We start from the raw sequence: 20,316 nt of genomic DNA on the forward strand, positions 1-20,316 counted from the left end.
CCGTTTTTCCTACAAAAACTTTACGCTAGCCGGCTTAATGTGAAAAAATAATCAAAAAAACGTGAACTCTGTCAAGCTTATTTCGCAAAAAATTTTCAGTAATAAATTTGGCTTTTAGAAGCACAGATGATATAATGAATGAGTACGGATTTCGTGTACAATTTTTATAAAAAGGAGACTTATACAATGGTTACTAAAGATACCGGCATTATTGAAGCCGTTCAAAACCATCCTGAAATCATGGAGGTTTTCGCTGAATATGGTCTGGGCTGCATCGGCTGCATGGCTGCTCATTTCGAAACCATCGGTCAAGGCGCTGGCGCTCACGGCATTGATGTTGATGCTCTTATCGAAGATATCAATAAAGTTATTGCCGAAGCAGAAGCAAACAAATAAAATAGCGAAGCGGGATAAATACTGCACCGGCATATTTTCACCGCATAGAAAAAATGAGGGAGCTATCTCCAGCACAAGTGGGGACGGTTCCCTGTTTTCATAAGGAGGTCTCTGTTATGTTCAAAACTCGTAAGGTTGTAATCGTCGGCGCAGGTCACGTCGGCTCTCACGTTGCTTTAGCGCTCATCCAATCCGGTGAAGCAGATGATATTGTACTGATTGATATTCTTAAGGAAAAAGCTGCAGCACAGGCACTGGATTTGGACGACTGTGTCAGCGGTGCTCTTTGCGGTCACGACGCAAAAATCCGCGCCGGTGAATACAGTGAGCTCAATGACGCAGATATTCTGGTAATGGCCTTCGGCCGCAGCCGTCGTCCCGGCGAAACTCGTCTGGATATGTTTGATGATTCCATCAAGATGGCTAACGAAGTTATCAGCCACCTGAAACAGGTTGACTTCAAGGGAATTATGATCAGCATTTCCAATCCTGCAGATATTATCTGCGAGCATATCCGCCGTCAGATGCAGTGGGATTCGCATCGCTGCTTCTGCACCGGCACCAGCCTGGAAAGCTACCGCCTGCTGCGCGTACTCAGCGCCGCTACCGGCTACAGCCGTAAATCTATCCAAGCCTTCTGCATGGGTGAGCACGGTAATTCCAGCTTCGTTGTCTGGTCCCGCATCCGCATCGGCAGCAAGAGCTTTGCCCAGCTGCGCAGCGAACGTCCGGAGCTGGCTGCCCTCAGTCTGGATGATTTGCAGCTGCAGGTTAAAAGAGCCGGTGATATCGAGGTTGACGGCAAAGGCTGCACAGAATTCGGTATTGCCAATGCTGCCTGCATGCTGATTACGGCTATCTTCCATGATCAGAAGCTCATCTGGCCCTGCTCCACCGCTCTCAACGGCGAATACGGTCAGAAGAACGTTGCTGCCGGCGTACCCTGTGTCATCGGCAAGAACGGTATCGAAGAGATTCTTGAACTGAAGCTGACGGAAGAAGAAGAAGCTAAGTTCGCTGTCTCCTGCGACATTCTGCGTGGCTTTTTGGATAGAGCAGGCAGCTTGTAAAGATAAGCTTGCAATGCTTATAAGAATGTAAAACGTTAATTACAAAAAACGTCGTAAGCAATGATCAGCACTCATAAGCTCACGACGTTTTTTTATACACATTATAAAACTACAAACTCACACCCTCAATATGCGTCCAATCCGTTGCGTGCGCCGCCGACAACACGCACATTGCTAACATTAAAAGCAGCTTTAATCACAGGCAGATACTTGCCGATCAGCTCCGTGCGCACTCTTTCATCGCCGGCAACCAGCAGCAACGCATCGTCGCCCAGGTTAATATTCAGCAGCGGGCTAATCAGACGCTCAAACGCAGGCGCAGACATAGCCTTCTTCAAAGCCGTCAGTCCGGGTACAAGCTGCGGTTTTTCCTTAGCCATGCGCACCTCCAGCGCTTCAAAAGGAACCTCGAACAGCTTATCATTGGCTGCACCGACAAAGCTTTCATTAAGAGAACCGCTTACACCAACAAAATCTTCTGCCATAAGAAAAACCTCCTTCATAATATACACACATACGGAGACATAGCCCACGCTCAAAATAAAAACTCCTGCTAATATTAATTTATCACGATTCGGACTCTTTGTCAAAAAATACATAGTAAAAATATTATCGGCGTTGCAATAACGCTTAACAAAAAATGCTTCTCGGCAAGCGTTTTTTACAACTGTAATCAAACCGGCTGAAAGCACTATTACAGACATACAAAAACTGACGAAGCAAAATTTGCCTCGTCAGTTTTATTTTTAGGTAATATTTAATTCAACGTCTGCTAAACGAAGTAATTATTTCACCATAGCAGCAACGATATCAAAAGCAGCAGCAAGTGCTTCATCAACCTTAGCTACGTCCTTAGCACCAGCCTGTGCCATATCCGGACGACCGCCGCCGCCACCGCCGCACAGCTTAGCAACAGCCTTAACGATGTTGCCCGCATGTACGCCTTTAGCAACTGCATCTTTAGTAGCCATGGTCAGAATGCTTACCTTCTCGCCCATAACAGCAGCCAGCACAACAACGCCGCCCACCTTATCACGCATCTGGTCACCCAGATTACGCAGAGCGTCAACGCTGTCAGCATTAACCTTCTGTACCAGAACAGGAACGCCGTTAGCATCCTTAATCTGATCAGCAACATTGCTTACCTGCACCTTAGCGATTTCTGCAGCCAGCTCTTCGGCCTTCTTCTGTGCTGCCTTCAGCTCGCATTGCAGAGCCTCCAGACGAGTCGGAACGTCGCAGCAGCGGCATTTCAGCTCAGCAGCCAGACCGTTCACCATTTCCTCGGTAGCATTTACATGAGCCACAGCACCATGACCGGTAACAGCCTCAATACGGCGCACGCCTGCACCGCTGGAGCCTTCGCTAACGATTTTGAACATACCGATTTGAGCAGTATTGCTTACATGGCTGCCACCGCAGAACTCCATAGAGAAGTCCGGAACGGTAACAACGCGAACAATATTGCCGTATTTTTCACCGAAGAGAGCAGTAGCACCCTTCTTCTTAGCTTCCTCAATCGGCAGCTCTTCAATATTAACAGCTTTGCCAGCCAGCACCTGCTCGTTGACAATAGCCTCTACTTCCTTCAGCTCCTCAGCAGTTACCTGAGAGAAGTGGGAGAAGTCAAAACGCAGACGGTCCGGACCAACATAGCTGCCGGCCTGGTTAACATGGGCACCCAGAACCTGTTTCAGAGCAGCATGCAGCAGATGGGTTGCGGTATGGTTACGAGCGATATCCATCTTGCGTGCCTTGTCTACAGCAAAGGTAACAGCGTCACCTACAGCAACAGTGCCTTCGGTTACGGAACCGATCATAATAACAGCGCCGTCAGGCAGCTTTTTGGTAACATTTACAGCGATAACGCCGGTCGAAGCGGTAATAGTACCGATATCGCCCAGCTGGCCGCCGCCCTCAGCATGGAAAGCGGTAACGTCGCAGATAACAGCAACATCAGTGCCGTCAGCAGCGTTTTCAATCGGCTGTGCGTCATGCGCAGGATACATTTTTACAATCTTAGCTTCGGTTGCAGCTTCGTCAACCTTCAGTTCAGCAACATTGATGCCGCTGGTGTTATAAACAACCGGACGGCCCTCTTTATCGTTGCGTGCTTCACGCGCCATTTTACGCTGAACCTCCAGCGCAGCGTCGAAGCCTTCTTTATCCATAGTCATGCCGGCTTCTTCCAGAATTTCTTCAGTCAGTTCCCAGGGGAAGCCAAAGGTATCGTTCAGCTTGAAAGCAGTTGCACCGTCGAGCACGGTTTTGTTTTCAGCCTTCAGCTTTTCAATCTCCTCGTTCAGCAGCTCGCAGCCCTGTTTCAGAGTGCGCAGGAAGCTGGTTTCTTCCATTTCCACAACCTTTTTGATGAAGTCAGCCTTCTCTACCAGGTTGGGGTAAGCGTGACCGAACATGCCGATAACAACGTCAACAGCACCGGTCAGGAACATCTCGTTGATACCCAGCAGACGAGCGTGACGGATAGCACGGCGCAGGATACGGCGCAGTACATAGCCACGGCCTTCGTTGGACGGCAGAATACCATCACCGATCATAAAGGTCATGCTGCGTACATGGTCAGCGATAACCTTCAGGGAAACGTCGGTAGCCTTGTCCTTGCCATATTCAACATTAGCAATCTTAGCTGCATATTCAATAATCGGGAAAATCAGATCAGTTTCAAAGTTGGACGGCTTGCCTTGAACAACACTTGCCAAACGCTCTAAGCCGGCGCCGGTATCAATGTTCTTGTTTTTCAGCGGTGGATAGGTGCCATCAGGCATCTGGTTGAACTGGGTAAATACCAGGTTCCAGATTTCCAGGAAACGGTCACAGTCACAGCCGGGGCCGCAGGTCGGTTTGCCGCAGCCGCGTTCAGGACCGAGGTCGATGTGGATTTCGGAGTCAGGACCGCACGGACCGCTGCCAATTTCCCACCAGTTATCAGCCAGGCGTACAATGTGGTCTTCAGGAACACCTACAACATTGTGCCAGATATCAAAAGCTTCATCATCCTCAGTGTGGATGGTGATGTACAGCTTATCGCCAGGCAGGCCAAGCTCCTTGGTCAGGAACTCCCAGCTCCAGGGGATAACTTCTTTTTTGAAGTAATCGCCAAAGGAGAAGTTGCCCAGCATTTCAAAATAGGTATGGTGGCGCGCAGTGCGGCCAACGTTTTCAATATCACCGGTACGCACGCATTTTTGGCAGGTGGTGATACGAGTAGCAGGCGGTTTCATTTTGCCGGTGAAAAACGGCTTGAACGGTGCCATGCCTGCACCGATAATCAGCAGAGTCGGGTCATCCTGAGGAATCAGGGAAGCACTCGGAAGCATAAGATGGCCTCTATCTTGGAAAAATTTCAAAAACTTTTCGCGGATTTCGTTACCAGTCATGTATTTCATAGTAGTTCATTCGCTCCTTCGAAAAATAATACTGCATTACTGCGGAAATTACCGCAGCAGACAAAGATTGCATATAAAAAAATTATATAATTTTTGCCTGTGAATGTCAATAAGCGCAAAGCTCCGCAAGTGTATACATAGCATAAAAAACGGAGCAATTATCTGCCCGAAAGGCAATCTAACTGCTCCGTCTGCTTAAATTTAATTTTTAAGCTTAATCCTGTTCATCCAGCTCATAAAGGCGCTTATAAATGCCGCCAAGGGCCATTAGTTCTTTGTGTGTGCCGATTTCCGCAATTTCACCGTTATGCAGCACCACAATTCTGTCAGCGTTGATAATCGTAGACAGACGATGTGCGATAATCAGCGTAGTGCGGCTTTCAGCCAGCTTATCCAGGGACTTCTGAATCTGCTTTTCCGTTTTGGTATCAAGCGCACTCGTCGCTTCGTCAAAAACCATTACCGGCGGATTTTTCAGGAAGGCACGGGCAATAGCAATACGCTGCTTTTGCCCGCCGCTCAGCTTCACGCCGCGCTCACCGACCTTAGTTTCATAGCCCTCAGGCAGCGCGCTGATAAAGTCATCAGCAGCCGCCAGCTTGGCAGCCTGCTCAATCTCCTGCTCGCTTGCCTTAATCTTGCCATATGCAATATTAAAGTTAACAGAATCGCTGAAGAGGAAAACATCCTGCTGCACCAAACCTACATGATTGCGCAAGTAGCTCTGTTTATACTTTCTGATATCTACGCCGTCAAGCAGCACTCTGCCCTGCGTCGGCTCGTAAAAGCGCAGCAGCAGGCTTGCCAGTGTCGTTTTGCCTGCACCCGTAGCACCCACAAAGGCCACCTTTTCACCGGGAGCAATATCAAGATCAAAATGCTTCAGCACCGGCTTATCCTGCAGATAGCCAAAGGTTACATTCTCAAAGGTAATGCGGCCCTTAATCTCACCTGCAGCAATCGCATCAGGCGCATCGTCAATCTCCACCTCATGCTGCATCATCTCATTGAAGCGATTGTAACCGGCCATACCGCGCTGGTACATTTCCGTAAACATCAGCAGACGGAAAACAGGCTTCATAAAGATGTTGACATATAGGAAGAAAGCGACAAAATCGCTCAGCGGCAGCTGGCCATCAGCAACCATCACACCACCGCAGACTAATACAACAAGGTTAGTAATATTGGTAAAGAAGGTAATAGTGCCGTTAAAGTATGACAAGATGCCAAAGGATTCATTACGCACGCGCATAAGCTCGTTGCTCTTGCGCATAAAGCGTTCCAGCTCCAACGGCTCGTTGGCAAATGCCTTCACCAGACGGATACCGCTCAGTGCCTCCTCTGCCTGCGCCGAAACCTCACCGGACTTTTCACGGCTGCGGCGGAAGGCACGCTTCATCTTCCTGTTAACATAAACAGAATGCACTGCCTTGAAAAGCAGTAGCACGCTGATAATAGAACCAAGGAAGGGGTTCAGGTAAAGCATCATGAAAATAGTACCCAGCATACTGATGGTGCAGATGAGAAGGTCATTCGGACCTTTAAATGTCAGCTCACTGATTTCCACGATATCGCTCGTAATACGCGACAGCAGCTGACCTGTGCGGGCATTATCAAAAAAGCGGAAGGACATTTTTTCCATATGCGCAAATAAATCACGGCGCATGTCGTTTTCAATGCCGGAGCTCATCACACGTCCATAATAGTTAATTGCGAAAAGCAGTCCAAAGTTGATAAGATACAATACTACCAGTATGCCTGCCCAGTAAAAAAGCTCGTCAAGATTCTTCTGTGGAATTTCGACGTTGAGCATCTGTCTTACAATATAAGGAAAGACCAGCTCCATCAAGGCCGAGAAGCATGAGCCTATCAGCACCAGAAGCAAAATCAGCTTATAGGGCTTATAATAATGAATTATTTTTTCTAACATTTACTTTGCTCCTCCTGCGTTATTTTTCCAGATATGTAAACGGTAAGCACCGATAATTTTGCCATCCGGAGTCAGTGCCGGCGCCTCCACACCTGCCAGCCACTGTCCGTCAGGTGAAATACCAATCGCCTGACAAGGTCCTTCGGTTGGGAAATAGCTGTACTTTTTGCCTGTTTTCAGGTCCAGCACCAGTGCTCCGTGCGCCTTGTAATTGTGCGTGCGCACGTTGCGCCCCACCGCGCAGGCCGCCAGCCTGCCGGCGAAAGCAATTTCCTCCATCGTACCGTCTGCCATATACTGATAGCGGAAGGTACCGTCTGTATTGAATACAAAAATACTGTTATTGCTCGGGTGTTCTACCGGCGTCGGCAGCTGCCAATTTTCACGGTTAAAGGTGTTAATCGTGGTAAAGAGTACGCCGTAGGGTGTTACGAAACCGTCGCGGCCGCTGGCATTTACATATGCACCATCCACCTGCTGCGGCTTGGAAATGGAACGTGTCCACAGGATTTTGCCTGCCTCATCAAACAAAATTCCGCGTCCGTCACTGGCTCCTGCTGCCAGATATTTGCCGTCCGCGCTGTAGTTGGGGCTGCCGCGCATAACTGTGTTATCAAACGGTGGAATCGGCGGCACATGCGTCGAATTAAGCAGCTCGCCGGTTCTTTTATCGAGGAAATACATCGTATCCTTATACTTCATATCCTCGCGGTAATCGTAGGCAGAAGTAGAAAACACTGCTCTGCCGTTATTATCGTTGACATCGCACCAGTTTATCCAGCTGTCGATAACCTCATTCTTGGGGAACTGCCACAGCAACTTACCCTCCTCATTTACAGCCAGCATTTTTGCATTGTAGCCTCTGCTGCCGTCCTTGCGCATCAAAAAACGGTAGGCATTGGCATAGACGTTGTTTTCCTTATCGACTGCAATATGCACCACCGACGGATAGGAACGCTGCGAAGCATCGGAGCCGACGAAGTCAGCACTCTTATACTGCCAACGGATATCACCCGTATGAACATCAATAGCATACAGCCTGCCTTCAGCGCTCTGCTCGCCTACTATCGCCAGTTTGCCGTCAGACGTAAGGCACAGAGCAATCAGCTTGCCTATGCCAAGGGAACGTTTCCATTTCTGACGTCCTTCATTGTCAAAGAGGAAGAGCTCGCCACGCTCCGTACCGACAATCCAGCCTTCTTCGTCGGCAGCATAACGCACTACCGCCTTAGTAAAGCCCATGCGGTCATAATTCTGTGTTGGGATATCACCCAGATAAACGCTCACACCGGAGCCGTCATTGTTAACATGAAACTGGTTCCATGGCGTTCTGCTGCCGGTAATCCAGTACAGTGCGCACCAGGAAAGCAGCAGTAGCACAAGCGCCAGCCAGCCTTTAAGCTTATTCATAGATACAGCACCGTCCAATCATAGATTTGGCGGAAAACGCCAAAGTAGAAGCCCTGCTCCGACAGCAGGTAAATTATTTTACTGCCAACAACTGCCACCACTACTGCAAACAGCAGCAGGCAGCTTGCCTTTTCGCGTGCGTCCCACTGTTGGCGTCGCCTTCCGGCGCCGCCTGCGAAAAAGCCACGGCTCACAACCGAAAGCGCCAGCGTCTGCGCACGCCTCAGGCAGCGCGCCAACAACGGCTTGGCGATATACGGCAAATGCCGCAGCACAGCAGTGCGTCCCCTCTGGCTGTCACTGCGCAGCTGCAGCGCTGTAATAACCTCGCCTGTTTCTGCCGCCAGCACCGGCAAAAAACGAATCGCCGTCACCAGCATGAACGCCATCTGCGGCGGCAGCCTCCAGCCCAGCAATGCCTGCAGCAGCTGTCGCGGGTCACTCGTCCAGCAAACCAAAAGCCCCAAAGCCAACATGCTGGCGCTGCGCAATCCCTGCACCGCACCGTACAGAATGCCTTCGCGGTAGATGAAAAGTCCGCCCGTCAGCTGGCCGATAAAGCCTGCCTCCGGAGCAATCAGCACGAAAAGCGGTGTGCGCGGTGTCTGCGCAAAAAACAGCGCCTGGCTGAACATGGAGCCCCACAGGCCCAAGATCAGCAGAATCGCCATCACCTTCCATTTGTAGATAGAGGTTTTCGCTGCCAGATGCAGTATTAAGGTAAACGTAAATAAAATAAAGAGCGTCCGCGGATTATCCACGGTAATCATCAATATTGCAAAGAGGAAGAGGAACAGCAGCTTGGTACGCCCGTTGAGCTTCTGTGCCCAACCTGCTGCATCAGTGCCTTCCCATAGCTGTCTTACGGACATAGCGCTTCACCCCCTCTACCGTGATGCAGGGAGGAAGCCCCGCCTGCTCGCACACCGGCAAGAGCGCTGACGGTGTAAGACCGCCGGCCTCCACCAGCTCCTTATTGCTCAAAACCTCTTCTGTCGTGCCGTCGGCAATAATCTGCCCCGCACACAAAACAATTACGCGGTCGGCCACCTGTGCCGCCAGCTCCATATCATGCGTACAGATGAAGATACTGCCCCCCTGCTCCTTATAAGCCAAAAGCAGACGGCGGATTTCCGCCAGACTCTGTTCGTCCTGTCCTGTCGTAGGCTCGTCCAAAAGCAGCAGCGCCGGCTTCTTCGCCAGCATAGCACCCAAAACAACGCGCAAACGTTGCCCTTTGCTCAGCGCCAGCGGAAAATCATCGGCATATTCCGCTAAATTCATATGCTCTAAGAGCTGCTGCAGCTCCTGCTGCGTAATCGTGTGATTCTTCCAACACAATTCCTCGCGCACCGTATCTGCGAGCAGCATCAGATCAGGCTCCTGCCGCAGATAGCCGATTTTGCCCAGCTGCTTGTCGACCGGTTTTCCCTCCAGCAGCATGCTTCCCTGCTGCGTCTGTGTCAGGCCGCCCAAAAGGTTCATCAGCGTGCTTTTGCCGGCGCCGTTGAAGCCCATAATCGCTGTAATCTGCCCCTGATAAAGCGTAAACTGCAAATTCTTCAGCGTTGGCTCCTTGCCGCCGGGATAGGTGTAATACAAATCGCAAGCTTCCATAAGAGGCTGCTGTTGCCCTGCAGGCTTGGCCTGCTCAGCAGCTGCTGCAGGCTCGCATTCGCTGCGCAGCATCTGCACTATTTTTTCCTGGTCTGTCGTCAGCTCCGACAGCTGCAGTGCGCGGCACAGCTTCACCGTCTGCGGTTCACGCAAGCCTAAATCCGTGCGCCCTGTCATCGCCTGCCAGGCATCTTTAACAAGACCGTCATAAACAATACGTCCGTCCTGCATTACTGCCAGACGCGAAAAATATTTGCAAAGCTCGTTTACACGATGCTCAATCATCAAAATAGCAATGCCTGCCTCGCGGTTGAGGCGCACCAAAAGCTGCATAAAGCTCTGCACGCCCTGCGGATTCATCTGGCTCACAGGCTCGTCTAAAATCAAAAGTCCCGGCCTGGTAACAAGAATCGAAGCTAACGCTAGACGTTGCCTCTGGCCACCGCTCAGCTTGTGGATGCTGTAATCCTCAAAGCCTCCCAAGCCTACCAACTGCAAAGTTTCGCTCACCTTGCGCGCGATAATCTCCGGCTCCTCGCCCTGGTTCTCCAGTGCAAAGCCAACCTCATCCGCCACCGTCATCGCAAAAAGCTGGTCGTCCGGTGACTGATAGACAGTGCCCACCAGCTGGCCTGTTTTTTCCGGTGGCCATTTGCTGATATCCTCGCCCTGCAGGTAAATTGCTCCCTGCAGCTCACCGCGCTCCTCGCTGCCCAACAAGCCGCTGACAGCCTTAATCAACGTCGACTTGCCACAGCCGCTGCGACCTGCCAAAAGTAGCATTTCACCGTCCGCCAGCGTCAGGTTGATATTTTTTAAGGTAAACTGCTTCCTAGAGGGATAGCGATAAGATAAATTGTCTATTTTCAGCATCTCTATTCCCCCATAACCTGCTGCAGCTTGCTGCCCGTCTTAGCACCCAGCCAGGCGCCGATGCTGCTGTACACAAGGCCGTTGACCAGCATATACAGCGCCAGATACCAGTCTGCATAATACAGACGGTAGAAGAACATCATCTGCTCCATGTTGACGAAGGTGACAAGCGCATCGCCCACGCCCATCAGCAGGCAGATGAACAGCATATAGCCCTTGCCCAGCTCCTGCCTGCGGTAGAAGCCGGAAAGATACAACAGCGTTTCCAAAATCGCTACGTTGACACACATGCTCAAAAGTCCTAACGGCGTAAAATGTCCGAACATCAGACCGGAAAGCATATATTTGACAAAATACATCAGCGTCAGTACGCCCGGTGCACGGAAGAGCACTAGCAGCGCCACCACCAGCAAATACAGCAGCATACCGCTCAGAATGCCTGTCACCAAGCCGGAGAAAGGCCCTAAGAATACATGCAGCAAATCACCGATAAGTGTCGTCGGCAGTGTGATACCGCCAAAGGCCAGCGCCGCAAAGAGTGCCACCGTAATAGCACCGCGCGCACCGATACGGTAAATACAGCCCTTCAGCTTATAGCTAAAGGCCAGCACAGCCAGCAGGCAGATAAAGGAAAAGCCTACTGCCAAAAGGCCCAGATTATGCTTCTTGGCGATTGTCAGCGGTACCTCCTGCACCTTTTCCTGCCCGTTACCGCTTACAGTAACACGCAGGCTGTAATCGCCCTCCAACACTGTAAAATAATCTACATATAACGGAATGATAAAGGCCTGAGTTTTCTTGCCGTCCAGCGAAATCAGCGCCGTAGTTTCGTTGACGCTGCCTGTGTCACCTGCCCAGCCATGCTCGGAAACCTCATTGTTTTTGCCGGCGGTACAAAGACCGGGCATAACCTTGCCAGTCTTCTTATCAATCAGCTCCGCCTTAAATTTCAACAGGCGCACATCGCGCTGCGGGTTACGCATATCCAGCACCAGAAAAGTTGCAGGATGGTTAAACACTGCCGACCAGTTCGTCGCACCATCGCCCGTCATGCGGTTGCGAAAGCCTTCGAGCGTAGTATCGCGGATAAAAACCACGCCTTCTGCCGCGTGGTCATCCTTATTACCCAAATTATCTACCGGCAGAGTAACGCTCTGAATATACCAGTTGAATTTACTTCTGTCGATTTTCTTCCCCGGCTGCGACGCAATAGCAACAGCTGCTGCCGCCGGCTCATAGCTGAAGCTCAGCTCCCTGCGTTCGTGCCAGCCATCGCCGCTGACCTCAACCAGCAGTTGCTTCTGTCCGCGTGCAAGGTCTGTCTGCGGCTGAATGTAAAGCAGATCAAAGCTCTGTCCGAAATCTGCCGGCAGCACCCAATCTGCCTCCGCCGTCTGGCGGCCGTCAGCGCTTCCCAAGCGCCATTTGTCATTGGCAAGCGCCTTAAAGCCTTCCGGCAAAATAACACGCAAATGCGCCGGCTGCTCATGCGGTACATCAAAGCCGGTAATATTGATAAACAAAGGCATTGTGCTGCCGCCATGCACTACATGTGCGGCACTCTTATCCAGATTGTAGGGATACACTGCCTCCAGCTTTACGCCTGCAAAGACCTGCTGCGTGAGGCACAGCAGCGCCAGCAGGATATATAAGATTCTCATACTTCACCTATTCACAGCAAATCTTTTTCAATAATGCTGTTTCCTTCTTTTTGCTTGCCTCATCTACACGAGTTGTAATCTCCAGGTTATTATTCAGCGGATTACGGCTTACGGCAATATCAGCCGCATATGCTCTGCTGAGCAAAGGCTCTGTAAAAACACGCTCCGGAGTATCGTCTGCCAGCAGCTTGCCCTCGCCTAAAAGCAGAATACGGCCGCAGTATTTGGCTGCCAGATTAAGCTCATGCACAACCATCAGCACCGTCTTGCCCATCAGCGCCAGCTCACGCGCAAAACGGAAAATCTCCTCCTGATAAACCATGTCCAGACCGGTAGTAGGCTCATCGAGAAAGAGCACCGGTGTCTGCTGCGCCAAAACCTTTGCCAACAGGATACGCTGCTTCTGACCGCCGGAAACCTCTGTCACCGGCTTATCTGCCAGCTCCCGCGTACCGGTATATTCCATGCAGTCCAGCGCCAGACGCTTATCGTCCTCGCTTTCGCGCTCCCACCATTTAAGATAGGGATAACGGCCTGCCATAACAATATCCTGGCCTGTATAACCAAAGCCAACCTCTACCTGCTGCTGCAGATAGGCTACCTCACGCGCCAAATCTCTGTCGGTATATTCCTCCATCGGCTTATCAAAAAACAAAACCTCACCGCTCTGCTTCGGCAACATGCCGCGGATTGTTTTCAAAAGCGTACTCTTGCCGGCACCGTTGCAGCCGATAATACCTACAAGCTCGCCCTTGCCGATAGTGAAGCTTGCATCGCTGATAACACAGCGGCTGCCGTAGCCTATAGATAAATGATTAACACTCAAAACTGCTTCTGACATTATTACACCTCATGCTCATACTTCATCATAAAATTCAAATAAATTTAAGTGCCATATACTTTTACCCAATCTTTTATATTATACCACATAGAAGCATCAGCGACAATAAATCACAGTCCGCACTCTATATAATCAAGAACTTCTTATCAGATAAAATCTTAAATAAAAAGCATGAACCACGGCAATAGTTCATGCTTAAATAAACTAACGGAAATCAACCTTCAGATGCTGTCTTTCCGGCATCCGCTGATATTTATATTTAGGATAGCCAACCATCAGCGTACCTACAATTTTATGTTTCGGCGGCACGGCAATCAAATCCAGCAGCGGCTGATAGCCTGCAATACCGCAGGATTGGATAAAGCCGGCGATAGTTGTTCCCAAACCGATGGTCGGGGCAAACAGCTCTGCATAGGCCCAACTCTGCTCTGCATTGCTCACACCGGTAATATTCAGACGGCGTGCCAACGCAAAAACCAGACAGGGCGCATTGCGGGCGATAATATCCTGTCCACGCTCACGGTAAGCGCGCAGTACCACCTGAAAATAACGTTTATTTTCGGTGCCTGCCGCAACCTCGTTCTCCATCCAGTTGGCAACAGTGTCGGCAATTGCACGGATCTGTTCCTTATCGCGTATAACGATATAGTACATGCCCTGTGAATTGCCGGCAGTCGGCGCATAGCGTGCCACATCCAGCATACGGGTAATTTCTTCATCCGTCGGTGCCTGAGGCTTGAAGTTGCGCACACTGCGGCGCATACGCAAAAATTCATAAGCAACCTCAGGTGTCGGCAGCGGCATCGTCACCGGACGCTGTTCCGCCAGCGGCGTATATTTATTATCCAAGGCTCCTACGGGACAGATAGCAACGCACTGGCCGCAGCTCATGCAGCCACGGTCAAAATTGCACTCCGGTCCGTTTTCACCCATTGAAAGAATGCAGGAAGGACAGCATTCTACGCAAATGCCGCAACGCAGGCATTTATCCTGATTAACTGTTAACAAGTCCATAACGTCACCTCACAGTGCATTATCGGTATAGTGAATGTATTCCAGTCCACTAAAATCTGCCTTATAATGACCATTGCGCATAGGCGTACCCATGAGCTTTTTATCATCAGGCAGACCATCTACATTTACCAGACCGATAGAAGCGGTAGCACAAAGAGCACCAAGCTGTGTTGCTACACGCATAGTATAAGCCTTGTCCGCTTCACCGACAACACCCTTGTGCGGGTACATTGCCGTTGCTGCGACGATAACCGTCAGGATTTTGCCGCTCAGGGCAAAAATATGCGGTACAGTATTCATATCAGTCTGCATATAATCAATTTTAAAATTATGACTTTCCAGCCAGGGAACAAGAGCCTGTAAGCCAAGCTCGTGAATTTCCTGTTCTGTTAAAAGTTGCTGCTCCAAAATTCTCTTCTCCTGTAAACTATTAGTGTGCTCAACCCTTCTCATAAGCAGAGAGATTGTTAAGAAGATGCCGGATACGAGGAAGGGCGACGACGGCGTATAATCTTATACTCCTAGGAGCCCTGACGACGCAGATGGCGCCTTATCGGCGCTCTCCCACAAATTATTCTTCGCCGAGAACCAGAACCTCAGGTTCAAGATGCACACCGTGCGCTGCAAAAACCTTATCCTGCACATCGCAGATAAGCTGCAGCACATCTGCTGCCGTTGCTCCGCCGATGTTCACCACAAAGCCTGCATGCTTTTCGGAAACCTGCGCACCGCCGACAGTATAACCTTTAAGACCGGTCTGGTCGATAAGCGTACCGGCAAAATATCCGGAAGGACGCTTGAACATACTGCCTGCACTGGGCAGCTCCAACGGCTGCTTAGTAATACGGCGGTTACTGAAATCTGCCATTTTATCGGCAATAGCCTGCTTATCACCTGCAGTCAGGCGCACAGTTACCGCAGTAACGATTTTACCGCTGCCCTGCAGTGCTGTATGGCGATAACCGAAATCAAGAGCTGCAGCCGCCAGCTCGCTGATTGTGCCGTCAAGCTCCATTACGCGCACACCGGTAACAACCTTAGCCATTTCACCGTCATAAGCACCGGCATTCATATAAACAGCACCACCGATGCTGCCGGGAATGCCTACAGCAAATTCCATGCCGCTCAGGCCCAGCTCTGCCGCCTTACGGGAAGCAGCAGCCAACGAAACACCGCTGCCAAAGGTCAGGGTGCAGCCGTCAGCAACAACATCATTCAGCATATTGCCCAGCTTGATAACCAGGCCGCGGATGCCCTTATCGCGCACCAACAGATTAGAACCGTTGCCAATCAGCGTAACCGGCACCTTTGACTCGCCGGCACGCTGCAGTAGCTGCTGCAGCTCCTGCTCGCTCTGCGGCATAGCCATCAGATCGGCAGGACCGCCGATACGGAAGGATGTATGCTTCGCCATCGGCTCCTCTGCCAGCAAAGGCTTGGCAGTACAGCCTGCGAAAATCTCCTGCAACGTCATTATTTCTCTCCCATTGCCTCTTTGACAACATCCTGAATAGTATTGGTAACGTCCATCAGCATCATCTGGAAACGAATCAGAGCGTTCAAATATTGAACTGCATCTGCATTCAGATTCAAAATGCCCTGCAGCTTCTGCATTTTATCAACAGAAGCCTGGTCGGGAGTTTTACCCTGATGCTTAGCAAACTCAACTTCCTGAGCAACCATCAGATACTCGTTAACCATTTTCTTAGCATCCGGATCCTTCTCCAGAACAGCAGCTGCTTCCTTCAGTTTTTTGTACTCATGGCTTTCGCGCATAGCCTTAGCCAATTCGTTTGCGTTATCATATACGTTCATAATTAAACACCTCACTAATGATATATTTTTACACTAACGTAAGAAAACCAAATATAGAAAAAAGAACAAAACACATACGCGGGTTATACTGTTAAAGCTTGCAGATATCACGCCAATACAAGCAAGCGGTATGCCGTGCAGCGAATATAAATTTTAGCAAATGAGTGTCCGGAACCAAAGGAATGACGCAACTGTTTGAGCGCTACGCTTAACTCATACAGAAGAATCTGTTAGCTTAGCGCGAGTTTTGCGGTATTCCGTCTTGGTTCCACACGAAATTTGCGTCCGTCAAATCGCTTCCGCAAAATACTCAAGAACAACTTCCCTATCAAGCGATTGACGGGAAAATTTCTCTGAGCGGAATGGTATATCGCTTGCGACGCTATTACTGGTTACTTACATTCAAGTGAGCGAACTTAAAGCAGTCGCCAAACTCAAAATGCCACCACTCCATCTCAATCCCCTTGAATCCCTGCAGCTCCATCTCCTCGCGCAGCAAGCTGCGCAGATAGCGCTCGCGTGACGTACCGCCGGCATAGCTGGCGTACTGACGCAGCGACGGCTCATCAAAGCCGCAGCCCATATCCAATTCCTCACCGCTTTCCAGGCTGTACAGACCCACATCCACAGCATTACCTGTGTTATGCGTGCTGCCCTTAGTTTCCGGGTCCTCCAGCATGTCCTTCTTATCGTCAGACAAAGCCAGATTAGCCAGCTTGCTCACCGACCAGGGGCGGTAGGCATCCCACAGCACCAGGCCGTAGCCGTAAGGTGCCAGACGCTTTTGCACCTTGCCTAAGGCAGCTGCAGCCTCTTTAGAAACAAAAAGCTTAGACGTAGTATAAAGCGGCGCACCGAAAAGGTTATCACTGCCTGCGTAGACAGAATTAACCTTCACACCGGCAACAGTTGCAGCATCCACCAGCTGCGCCTGCTCACCTGCTGCCAGAGCAGCAGGAACGGCTGCCTTGGCAGCCTCCGCTCGCAGCTTAGCCCAATCCTCGGCACTGCGCTCCGCCAGACGGAAGGACTTCGCCCTCTCGCCGGTAGTCGTGCCTAAAAAGTACCGGCTGTAAGTATTACCGCCGACGCGGCAGGAAATACCGTAGCCGTCAGGATCACGCTCAAAACGGACACCGGCTTCAGTATTGCTCATCGGCCCGGATTCCTGCAAAGTGTAAGAATCAAAATGCACCTTGCTGAGCGGATAAAGATTGGCCGCAGCAAAGGACTTATCCCCCAATGCAGTGCGGTACAACAGCTCCAGACGACCGTTATTCTCACGGATAAGAATATTTTCGCCGTTCCCATAGTAAAAGCCAAGAATATACTTAATATCCTTCGGCGCATCCTTAGGCACGGCAGCCAGAGCAAGCTCCGCTCCCGTTTGGACATAGAAAAGCAGACCGGCCGCCAGGCCGGCCAGCAAATTTCGGTAATTCACTATTGAATCAGCTCCTTGCGTACATCAGCTAAAGCATTAAGCCTGCTGCGTACTCTCGCAACATCTGCCAAATCGATTTCACAGGAAACAACTTCCTCCTGCATACCTGCTTCGGCAAGAATCTTGCCGCTGGGCGCAACAACCATCGAATGACCGTAAAACGGCGCACCCTTAAAGCTGCCTGCACAATTTACCGCTACCACAAAGGTGTGGTTTTCGGCAGCGCGGGCTTGCGCCAGCAAGCGCCAGATATCTCCCCTTGCTTCAGGCCATTCAGCCGGGCAGAAAATGAGCTGTGCTCCCTGCAGAGCCAAATGACGGAAAAGCTCAGGAAAACGCAAATCGTAACAGATAGTCGAGCCGCAGCACAGACCATCTAACGTAAAGGCTTGAAAATTATTGCCGGGAGCAAAGAAATCCTCTTCATGGAAAAGGCCAAAAAGATGCACCTTATCATAAAGATTGACGATTTCACCGTTTTTATTGATAGCCGCAGAGGTATTGTAAATCTTGCCATCGGCATGACGCATAGGCACCGAGCCCGCGAGAATAGCGCACTGCTCATTACGTGCAATCTCCGCAAGCTGTGCCAGCACAGGCGAAGCCGGCGTTTCGGCCTCCTGCTCCAGGTGTCCCAGGCTGTAGCCTGTTGTCCACACCTCGGGCAGCACCAGCAAATCATGTTTTTTGGCAGCCTCCGCTGCCAGCTGCAGACCATGGGCCACATTAGCCTCTTTATTCTTTTCCAGAACTTCCAGCTGCAGCAGGGCTATTTTCATAATACGCGCTCCTTAGGCATCATATTATTGCTTTGCAGGCGACCAAGAAAGAATTTCTCCAGCTTGCGGGTGCAGCGGGTAATGAAATGCTCCTTACCGCCTAAGGACTCAACAAAAACTACAGGATGACCGGCAACCTTTGCGCCTAAAACGTCGGTCAACAGTTGGTCGCCGACAAAAAGAATTTTACCGCCGCCCATAGCTTTAGTAATTTGCTTATAAGCCATCGGCAAAGGCTTAGCGGCACGCATAATGGTGCCAAGACCGGTCTGACGGGTGATACCTTTAATGCGGTCACCGCCGTTATTGGAAATCAATGCAACATTGATACCCATCTGATGCAGCTGACGAATCCAGGTCATAGCACGAGGTCCTACCAGGTTCTTGTCGCGCGGCAGCAGGGTATTGTCAATATCAACAACAATTTTGGTGTAGCCATTGCGCTTCAGCCATTTTGCGGAAATGTCAAATAAACTTTTTACTCTGTAATCGGGGCAAACATACTTTAAAATCATACTACCTTATCCTTTGGAAATTTTATTTCAAATGTGGTACCAGAACCACATTTGCTGATTACCTCGGCACTGGCGCCGTGGACACGAATAATTTCTTTGGCAATAGCAAGCCCCAGACCGGTTCCCGGAACACTGCGGCAATGCGATTTTTCAACCTTGTAAAAGCGCTCCCAGATAAAGGGAATATCCTCTTCGGGAATACCCTTGCCCTGGTCGGAAACCGTTACAAGCACGCCGCCATCGTCAAGCTTATTCGCACCTATTGATACAGTACCATTTTCCGGCGAATATTTCAAGGCATTATCGCACAAAATCATAATTAACTGTACCATTTGGTCTCCGTCGCCCAAAATTTTGATATTATCGTCGGCATGAACATTAATAGTAATATTATGCTTCATGCAACGCACCGATAATTTTTCGGCGACATTACGGATGATACCGGCCAGCGGCAGCTCATCCATGTTGCTTACAGTCAGCGGATCGCTGGACTCCAGTCTGCTGATATCCAACAGCTCGCGTACCATACGCTCCAGACGGACTGTTTCTTCATTTATCAGGCCACGGTAACGCTGAATCAGATCAGTATCCGTTACCATACCGTCACAAATTGCCTCATTGTAGCCACGGATAATCGTAATCGGTGTCCGCAGCTCATGCGATACATTAGCCACAAAATCACGGCGGATTTTTTCCGTCCGCTCCATCTTGGCAATGTAATCACCCAAATCCTTGCCTAAAGAATTGAGCGCATTTCCCAGCTCGGCAATTTCATCATCGCCATGCACCTGCAGCCTGTGGGAATAATCTCCCGCAGCCATCGCCTGCGCATTGTCCTTCATATCCAGAACCGGCCGGATAATCATACCCGACAGACGTTTGACTAAGAACAGACTGAAAATAATGGCAACGATACCTACAATCATAATATAAATATAAACATTTCGCAAGAATTTTTCAAAACCGCTCAAGGGCTCAATCAGCAAAATAGCGCCTGTGTGTCCTTTACCGAAGGTATAAGGAACGCCGACCAGGATTACCTGCTCCTTGTAATACGGATGATAAATCTGCGATTTGAAGGACTTCCCGGCATAAACATCATTCAGTATCACTTTAATGCGATACGATAAATTACTGCTCTTCATATCCTGATCCAGTTTTCTGACGCTTTCCTGCAACACCTGTTGCGAAGGAGCACCATACTTAAGAAAATCCTTCATAGAAGCATTTTCTCCGGTCTCTTGTACATTTTCGTAATTAGAGGCCGCCAAAAGCTCGTAATTATCATCAAACAGCCAGATGCGTGCGCCAACCAGCTTATCTACAGCTAAAATATAACGATAAAGCATATCCCTGTCCTGCAGGCGGATGAAGGCTTCCACAGTTTCCCCCATCTCATCTCCCTTTTCGGCCAACTCCTGCTCCTTAATCTGGAAAAAGTAGTCGGCAATCAGGTAGGATATGCCTGCTGTAATCCCCACAACGACGATAATTATGATAGTCATAAAACTATACATCAGGCGTGTGCTTAGGGATTTTTTCAT

Annotated in this window: 18 protein-coding genes; 2 read left to right on the forward strand and 16 right to left on the reverse strand. The window is 50.0% G+C overall.

Features of this window, described 5'->3' with window-relative positions; translation table 11 throughout:
• Window positions 1-186: 186 nt before the first annotated feature.
• Together HMPREF9443_RS01315 and HMPREF9443_RS01320 are read left to right on the forward strand one after the other, a co-directional pair.
• A complete protein-coding gene (locus HMPREF9443_RS01315) occupies window positions 187-396 on the forward strand; it encodes a DUF1858 domain-containing protein (protein ID WP_040564637.1) in 210 nt (69 codons plus the stop codon).
• Between the two features lie 116 nt (window positions 397-512).
• Complete coding sequence (locus HMPREF9443_RS01320) at window positions 513-1,466, forward strand: lactate/malate family dehydrogenase (protein WP_040564639.1); 954 nt, start codon at window positions 513-515, stop codon at window positions 1,464-1,466.
• Window positions 1,467-1,591: 125 nt separating this feature from the next.
• Here HMPREF9443_RS01320 and HMPREF9443_RS10770 read toward each other — a convergent pair whose 3' ends face one another.
• From HMPREF9443_RS10770 to HMPREF9443_RS01400, 16 genes are all read right to left on the reverse strand, one after another.
• The gene (locus tag HMPREF9443_RS10770) at window positions 1,592-1,951 is read right to left on the reverse strand and encodes a hypothetical protein (RefSeq protein ID WP_148495301.1); all 360 of its coding nucleotides are present in this window, start codon (window positions 1,949-1,951) and stop codon (window positions 1,592-1,594) included.
• A 300-nt stretch (window positions 1,952-2,251) separates the two neighbouring features.
• Window positions 2,252-4,873 (reverse strand): alanine--tRNA ligase, encoded by a 2,622-nt coding sequence (gene alaS / locus HMPREF9443_RS01330; RefSeq protein ID WP_009144686.1) that lies wholly within the window; start codon window positions 4,871-4,873, stop codon window positions 2,252-2,254.
• Between the two features lie 214 nt (window positions 4,874-5,087).
• Window positions 5,088-6,803, reverse strand: coding sequence for an ABC transporter ATP-binding protein (locus HMPREF9443_RS01335; RefSeq protein ID WP_009144687.1), 1,716 nt, complete (start codon window positions 6,801-6,803; stop codon window positions 5,088-5,090).
• Window positions 6,804-8,213, reverse strand: coding sequence for an outer membrane protein assembly factor BamB family protein (locus HMPREF9443_RS01340; RefSeq protein WP_009144688.1), 1,410 nt, complete (start codon window positions 8,211-8,213; stop codon window positions 6,804-6,806). It abuts the gene before it with no gap.
• Window positions 8,210-9,085: an energy-coupling factor transporter transmembrane component T family protein gene (locus HMPREF9443_RS01345; protein ID WP_009144689.1), complete on the reverse strand. Its 876-nt coding sequence runs from the start codon at window positions 9,083-9,085 to the stop codon at window positions 8,210-8,212. Before HMPREF9443_RS01345 ends, HMPREF9443_RS01340 begins: the two co-directional genes overlap by 4 nt.
• A complete protein-coding gene (locus HMPREF9443_RS01350; protein WP_009144690.1) occupies window positions 9,054-10,703 on the reverse strand; it encodes an ABC transporter ATP-binding protein in 1,650 nt (549 codons plus the stop codon). The genes HMPREF9443_RS01345 and HMPREF9443_RS01350 overlap by 32 nt, the downstream gene beginning before the upstream one ends.
• 2 nt (window positions 10,704-10,705) lie before the next feature.
• Window positions 10,706-12,364, reverse strand: coding sequence for a hypothetical protein (locus HMPREF9443_RS01355; protein ID WP_009144691.1), 1,659 nt, complete (start codon window positions 12,362-12,364; stop codon window positions 10,706-10,708).
• Between the two features lie 7 nt (window positions 12,365-12,371).
• Window positions 12,372-13,205: an ABC transporter ATP-binding protein gene (locus HMPREF9443_RS01360; RefSeq protein ID WP_009144692.1), complete on the reverse strand. Its 834-nt coding sequence runs from the start codon at window positions 13,203-13,205 to the stop codon at window positions 12,372-12,374.
• Between the two features lie 204 nt (window positions 13,206-13,409).
• The gene (locus HMPREF9443_RS01365) at window positions 13,410-14,219 is read right to left on the reverse strand and encodes a nitroreductase family protein (RefSeq protein WP_040564642.1); all 810 of its coding nucleotides are present in this window, start codon (window positions 14,217-14,219) and stop codon (window positions 13,410-13,412) included.
• Window positions 14,220-14,228: 9 nt separating this feature from the next.
• Window positions 14,229-14,627 (reverse strand): hypothetical protein, encoded by a 399-nt coding sequence (locus tag HMPREF9443_RS01370; protein ID WP_040564644.1) that lies wholly within the window; start codon window positions 14,625-14,627, stop codon window positions 14,229-14,231.
• Window positions 14,628-14,790: 163 nt separating this feature from the next.
• Window positions 14,791-15,693, reverse strand: a complete 903-nt coding sequence (gene murB / locus HMPREF9443_RS01375) for a UDP-N-acetylmuramate dehydrogenase (RefSeq protein WP_009144695.1) — start codon at window positions 15,691-15,693, stop codon at window positions 14,791-14,793.
• Window positions 15,693-16,034, reverse strand: coding sequence for a YlbF/YmcA family competence regulator (locus HMPREF9443_RS01380; protein ID WP_009144696.1), 342 nt, complete (start codon window positions 16,032-16,034; stop codon window positions 15,693-15,695). The genes murB and HMPREF9443_RS01380 overlap by 1 nt, the downstream gene beginning before the upstream one ends.
• A 385-nt stretch (window positions 16,035-16,419) precedes the next feature.
• Window positions 16,420-17,478, reverse strand: coding sequence for a M15 family metallopeptidase (locus HMPREF9443_RS10680; RefSeq protein ID WP_009144697.1), 1,059 nt, complete (start codon window positions 17,476-17,478; stop codon window positions 16,420-16,422).
• Entirely contained in the window at window positions 17,478-18,257 is a 780-nt protein-coding gene (locus HMPREF9443_RS01390; RefSeq protein ID WP_009144698.1) for a carbon-nitrogen family hydrolase, read from the reverse strand. Before HMPREF9443_RS01390 ends, HMPREF9443_RS10680 begins: the two co-directional genes overlap by 1 nt.
• Window positions 18,254-18,772 (reverse strand): YqeG family HAD IIIA-type phosphatase, encoded by a 519-nt coding sequence (locus HMPREF9443_RS01395; RefSeq protein WP_009144699.1) that lies wholly within the window; start codon window positions 18,770-18,772, stop codon window positions 18,254-18,256. The genes HMPREF9443_RS01390 and HMPREF9443_RS01395 overlap by 4 nt, the downstream gene beginning before the upstream one ends.
• On the reverse strand, window positions 18,769-20,316 hold the full coding sequence (locus HMPREF9443_RS01400; protein WP_009144700.1) for a sensor histidine kinase: 1,548 nt from the start codon (window positions 20,314-20,316) through the stop codon (window positions 18,769-18,771). The genes HMPREF9443_RS01395 and HMPREF9443_RS01400 overlap by 4 nt, the downstream gene beginning before the upstream one ends.

The sequence above is a fragment of the Phascolarctobacterium succinatutens YIT 12067 genome (assembly GCF_000188175.1).
GTDB classification, from domain to species: Bacteria; Bacillota; Negativicutes; order Acidaminococcales; family Acidaminococcaceae; genus Phascolarctobacterium_A; species Phascolarctobacterium_A succinatutens.

Coding starts and splice junctions, on each gene's coding strand:
- HMPREF9443_RS01315 (WP_040564637.1), top strand. CDS start 187: ATGGTTACTAAAGATACCGGCATTATTGAAGCCGTTCAAAACCATCCT.
- HMPREF9443_RS01320 (WP_040564639.1), top strand. CDS start 513: ATGTTCAAAACTCGTAAGGTTGTAATCGTCGGCGCAGGTCACGTCGGC.
- HMPREF9443_RS10770 (WP_148495301.1), bottom strand. CDS start 1,951: ATGGCAGAAGATTTTGTTGGTGTAAGCGGTTCTCTTAATGAAAGCTTT.
- alaS (WP_009144686.1), bottom strand. CDS start 4,873: ATGAAATACATGACTGGTAACGAAATCCGCGAAAAGTTTTTGAAATTT.
- HMPREF9443_RS01335 (WP_009144687.1), bottom strand. CDS start 6,803: ATGTTAGAAAAAATAATTCATTATTATAAGCCCTATAAGCTGATTTTG.
- HMPREF9443_RS01340 (WP_009144688.1), bottom strand. CDS start 8,213: ATGAATAAGCTTAAAGGCTGGCTGGCGCTTGTGCTACTGCTGCTTTCC.
- HMPREF9443_RS01345 (WP_009144689.1), bottom strand. CDS start 9,085: ATGTCCGTAAGACAGCTATGGGAAGGCACTGATGCAGCAGGTTGGGCA.
- HMPREF9443_RS01350 (WP_009144690.1), bottom strand. CDS start 10,703: ATGCTGAAAATAGACAATTTATCTTATCGCTATCCCTCTAGGAAGCAG.
- HMPREF9443_RS01355 (WP_009144691.1), bottom strand. CDS start 12,364: ATGAGAATCTTATATATCCTGCTGGCGCTGCTGTGCCTCACGCAGCAG.
- HMPREF9443_RS01360 (WP_009144692.1), bottom strand. CDS start 13,205: ATGTCAGAAGCAGTTTTGAGTGTTAATCATTTATCTATAGGCTACGGC.
- HMPREF9443_RS01365 (WP_040564642.1), bottom strand. CDS start 14,219: ATGGACTTGTTAACAGTTAATCAGGATAAATGCCTGCGTTGCGGCATT.
- murB (WP_009144695.1), bottom strand. CDS start 15,693: ATGACGTTGCAGGAGATTTTCGCAGGCTGTACTGCCAAGCCTTTGCTG.
- HMPREF9443_RS01380 (WP_009144696.1), bottom strand. CDS start 16,034: ATGAACGTATATGATAACGCAAACGAATTGGCTAAGGCTATGCGCGAA.
- HMPREF9443_RS01390 (WP_009144698.1), bottom strand. CDS start 18,257: ATGAAAATAGCCCTGCTGCAGCTGGAAGTTCTGGAAAAGAATAAAGAG.
- HMPREF9443_RS01395 (WP_009144699.1), bottom strand. CDS start 18,772: ATGATTTTAAAGTATGTTTGCCCCGATTACAGAGTAAAAAGTTTATTT.
- HMPREF9443_RS01400 (WP_009144700.1), bottom strand. CDS start 20,316: ATGAAAAAATCCCTAAGCACACGCCTGATGTATAGTTTTATGACTATC.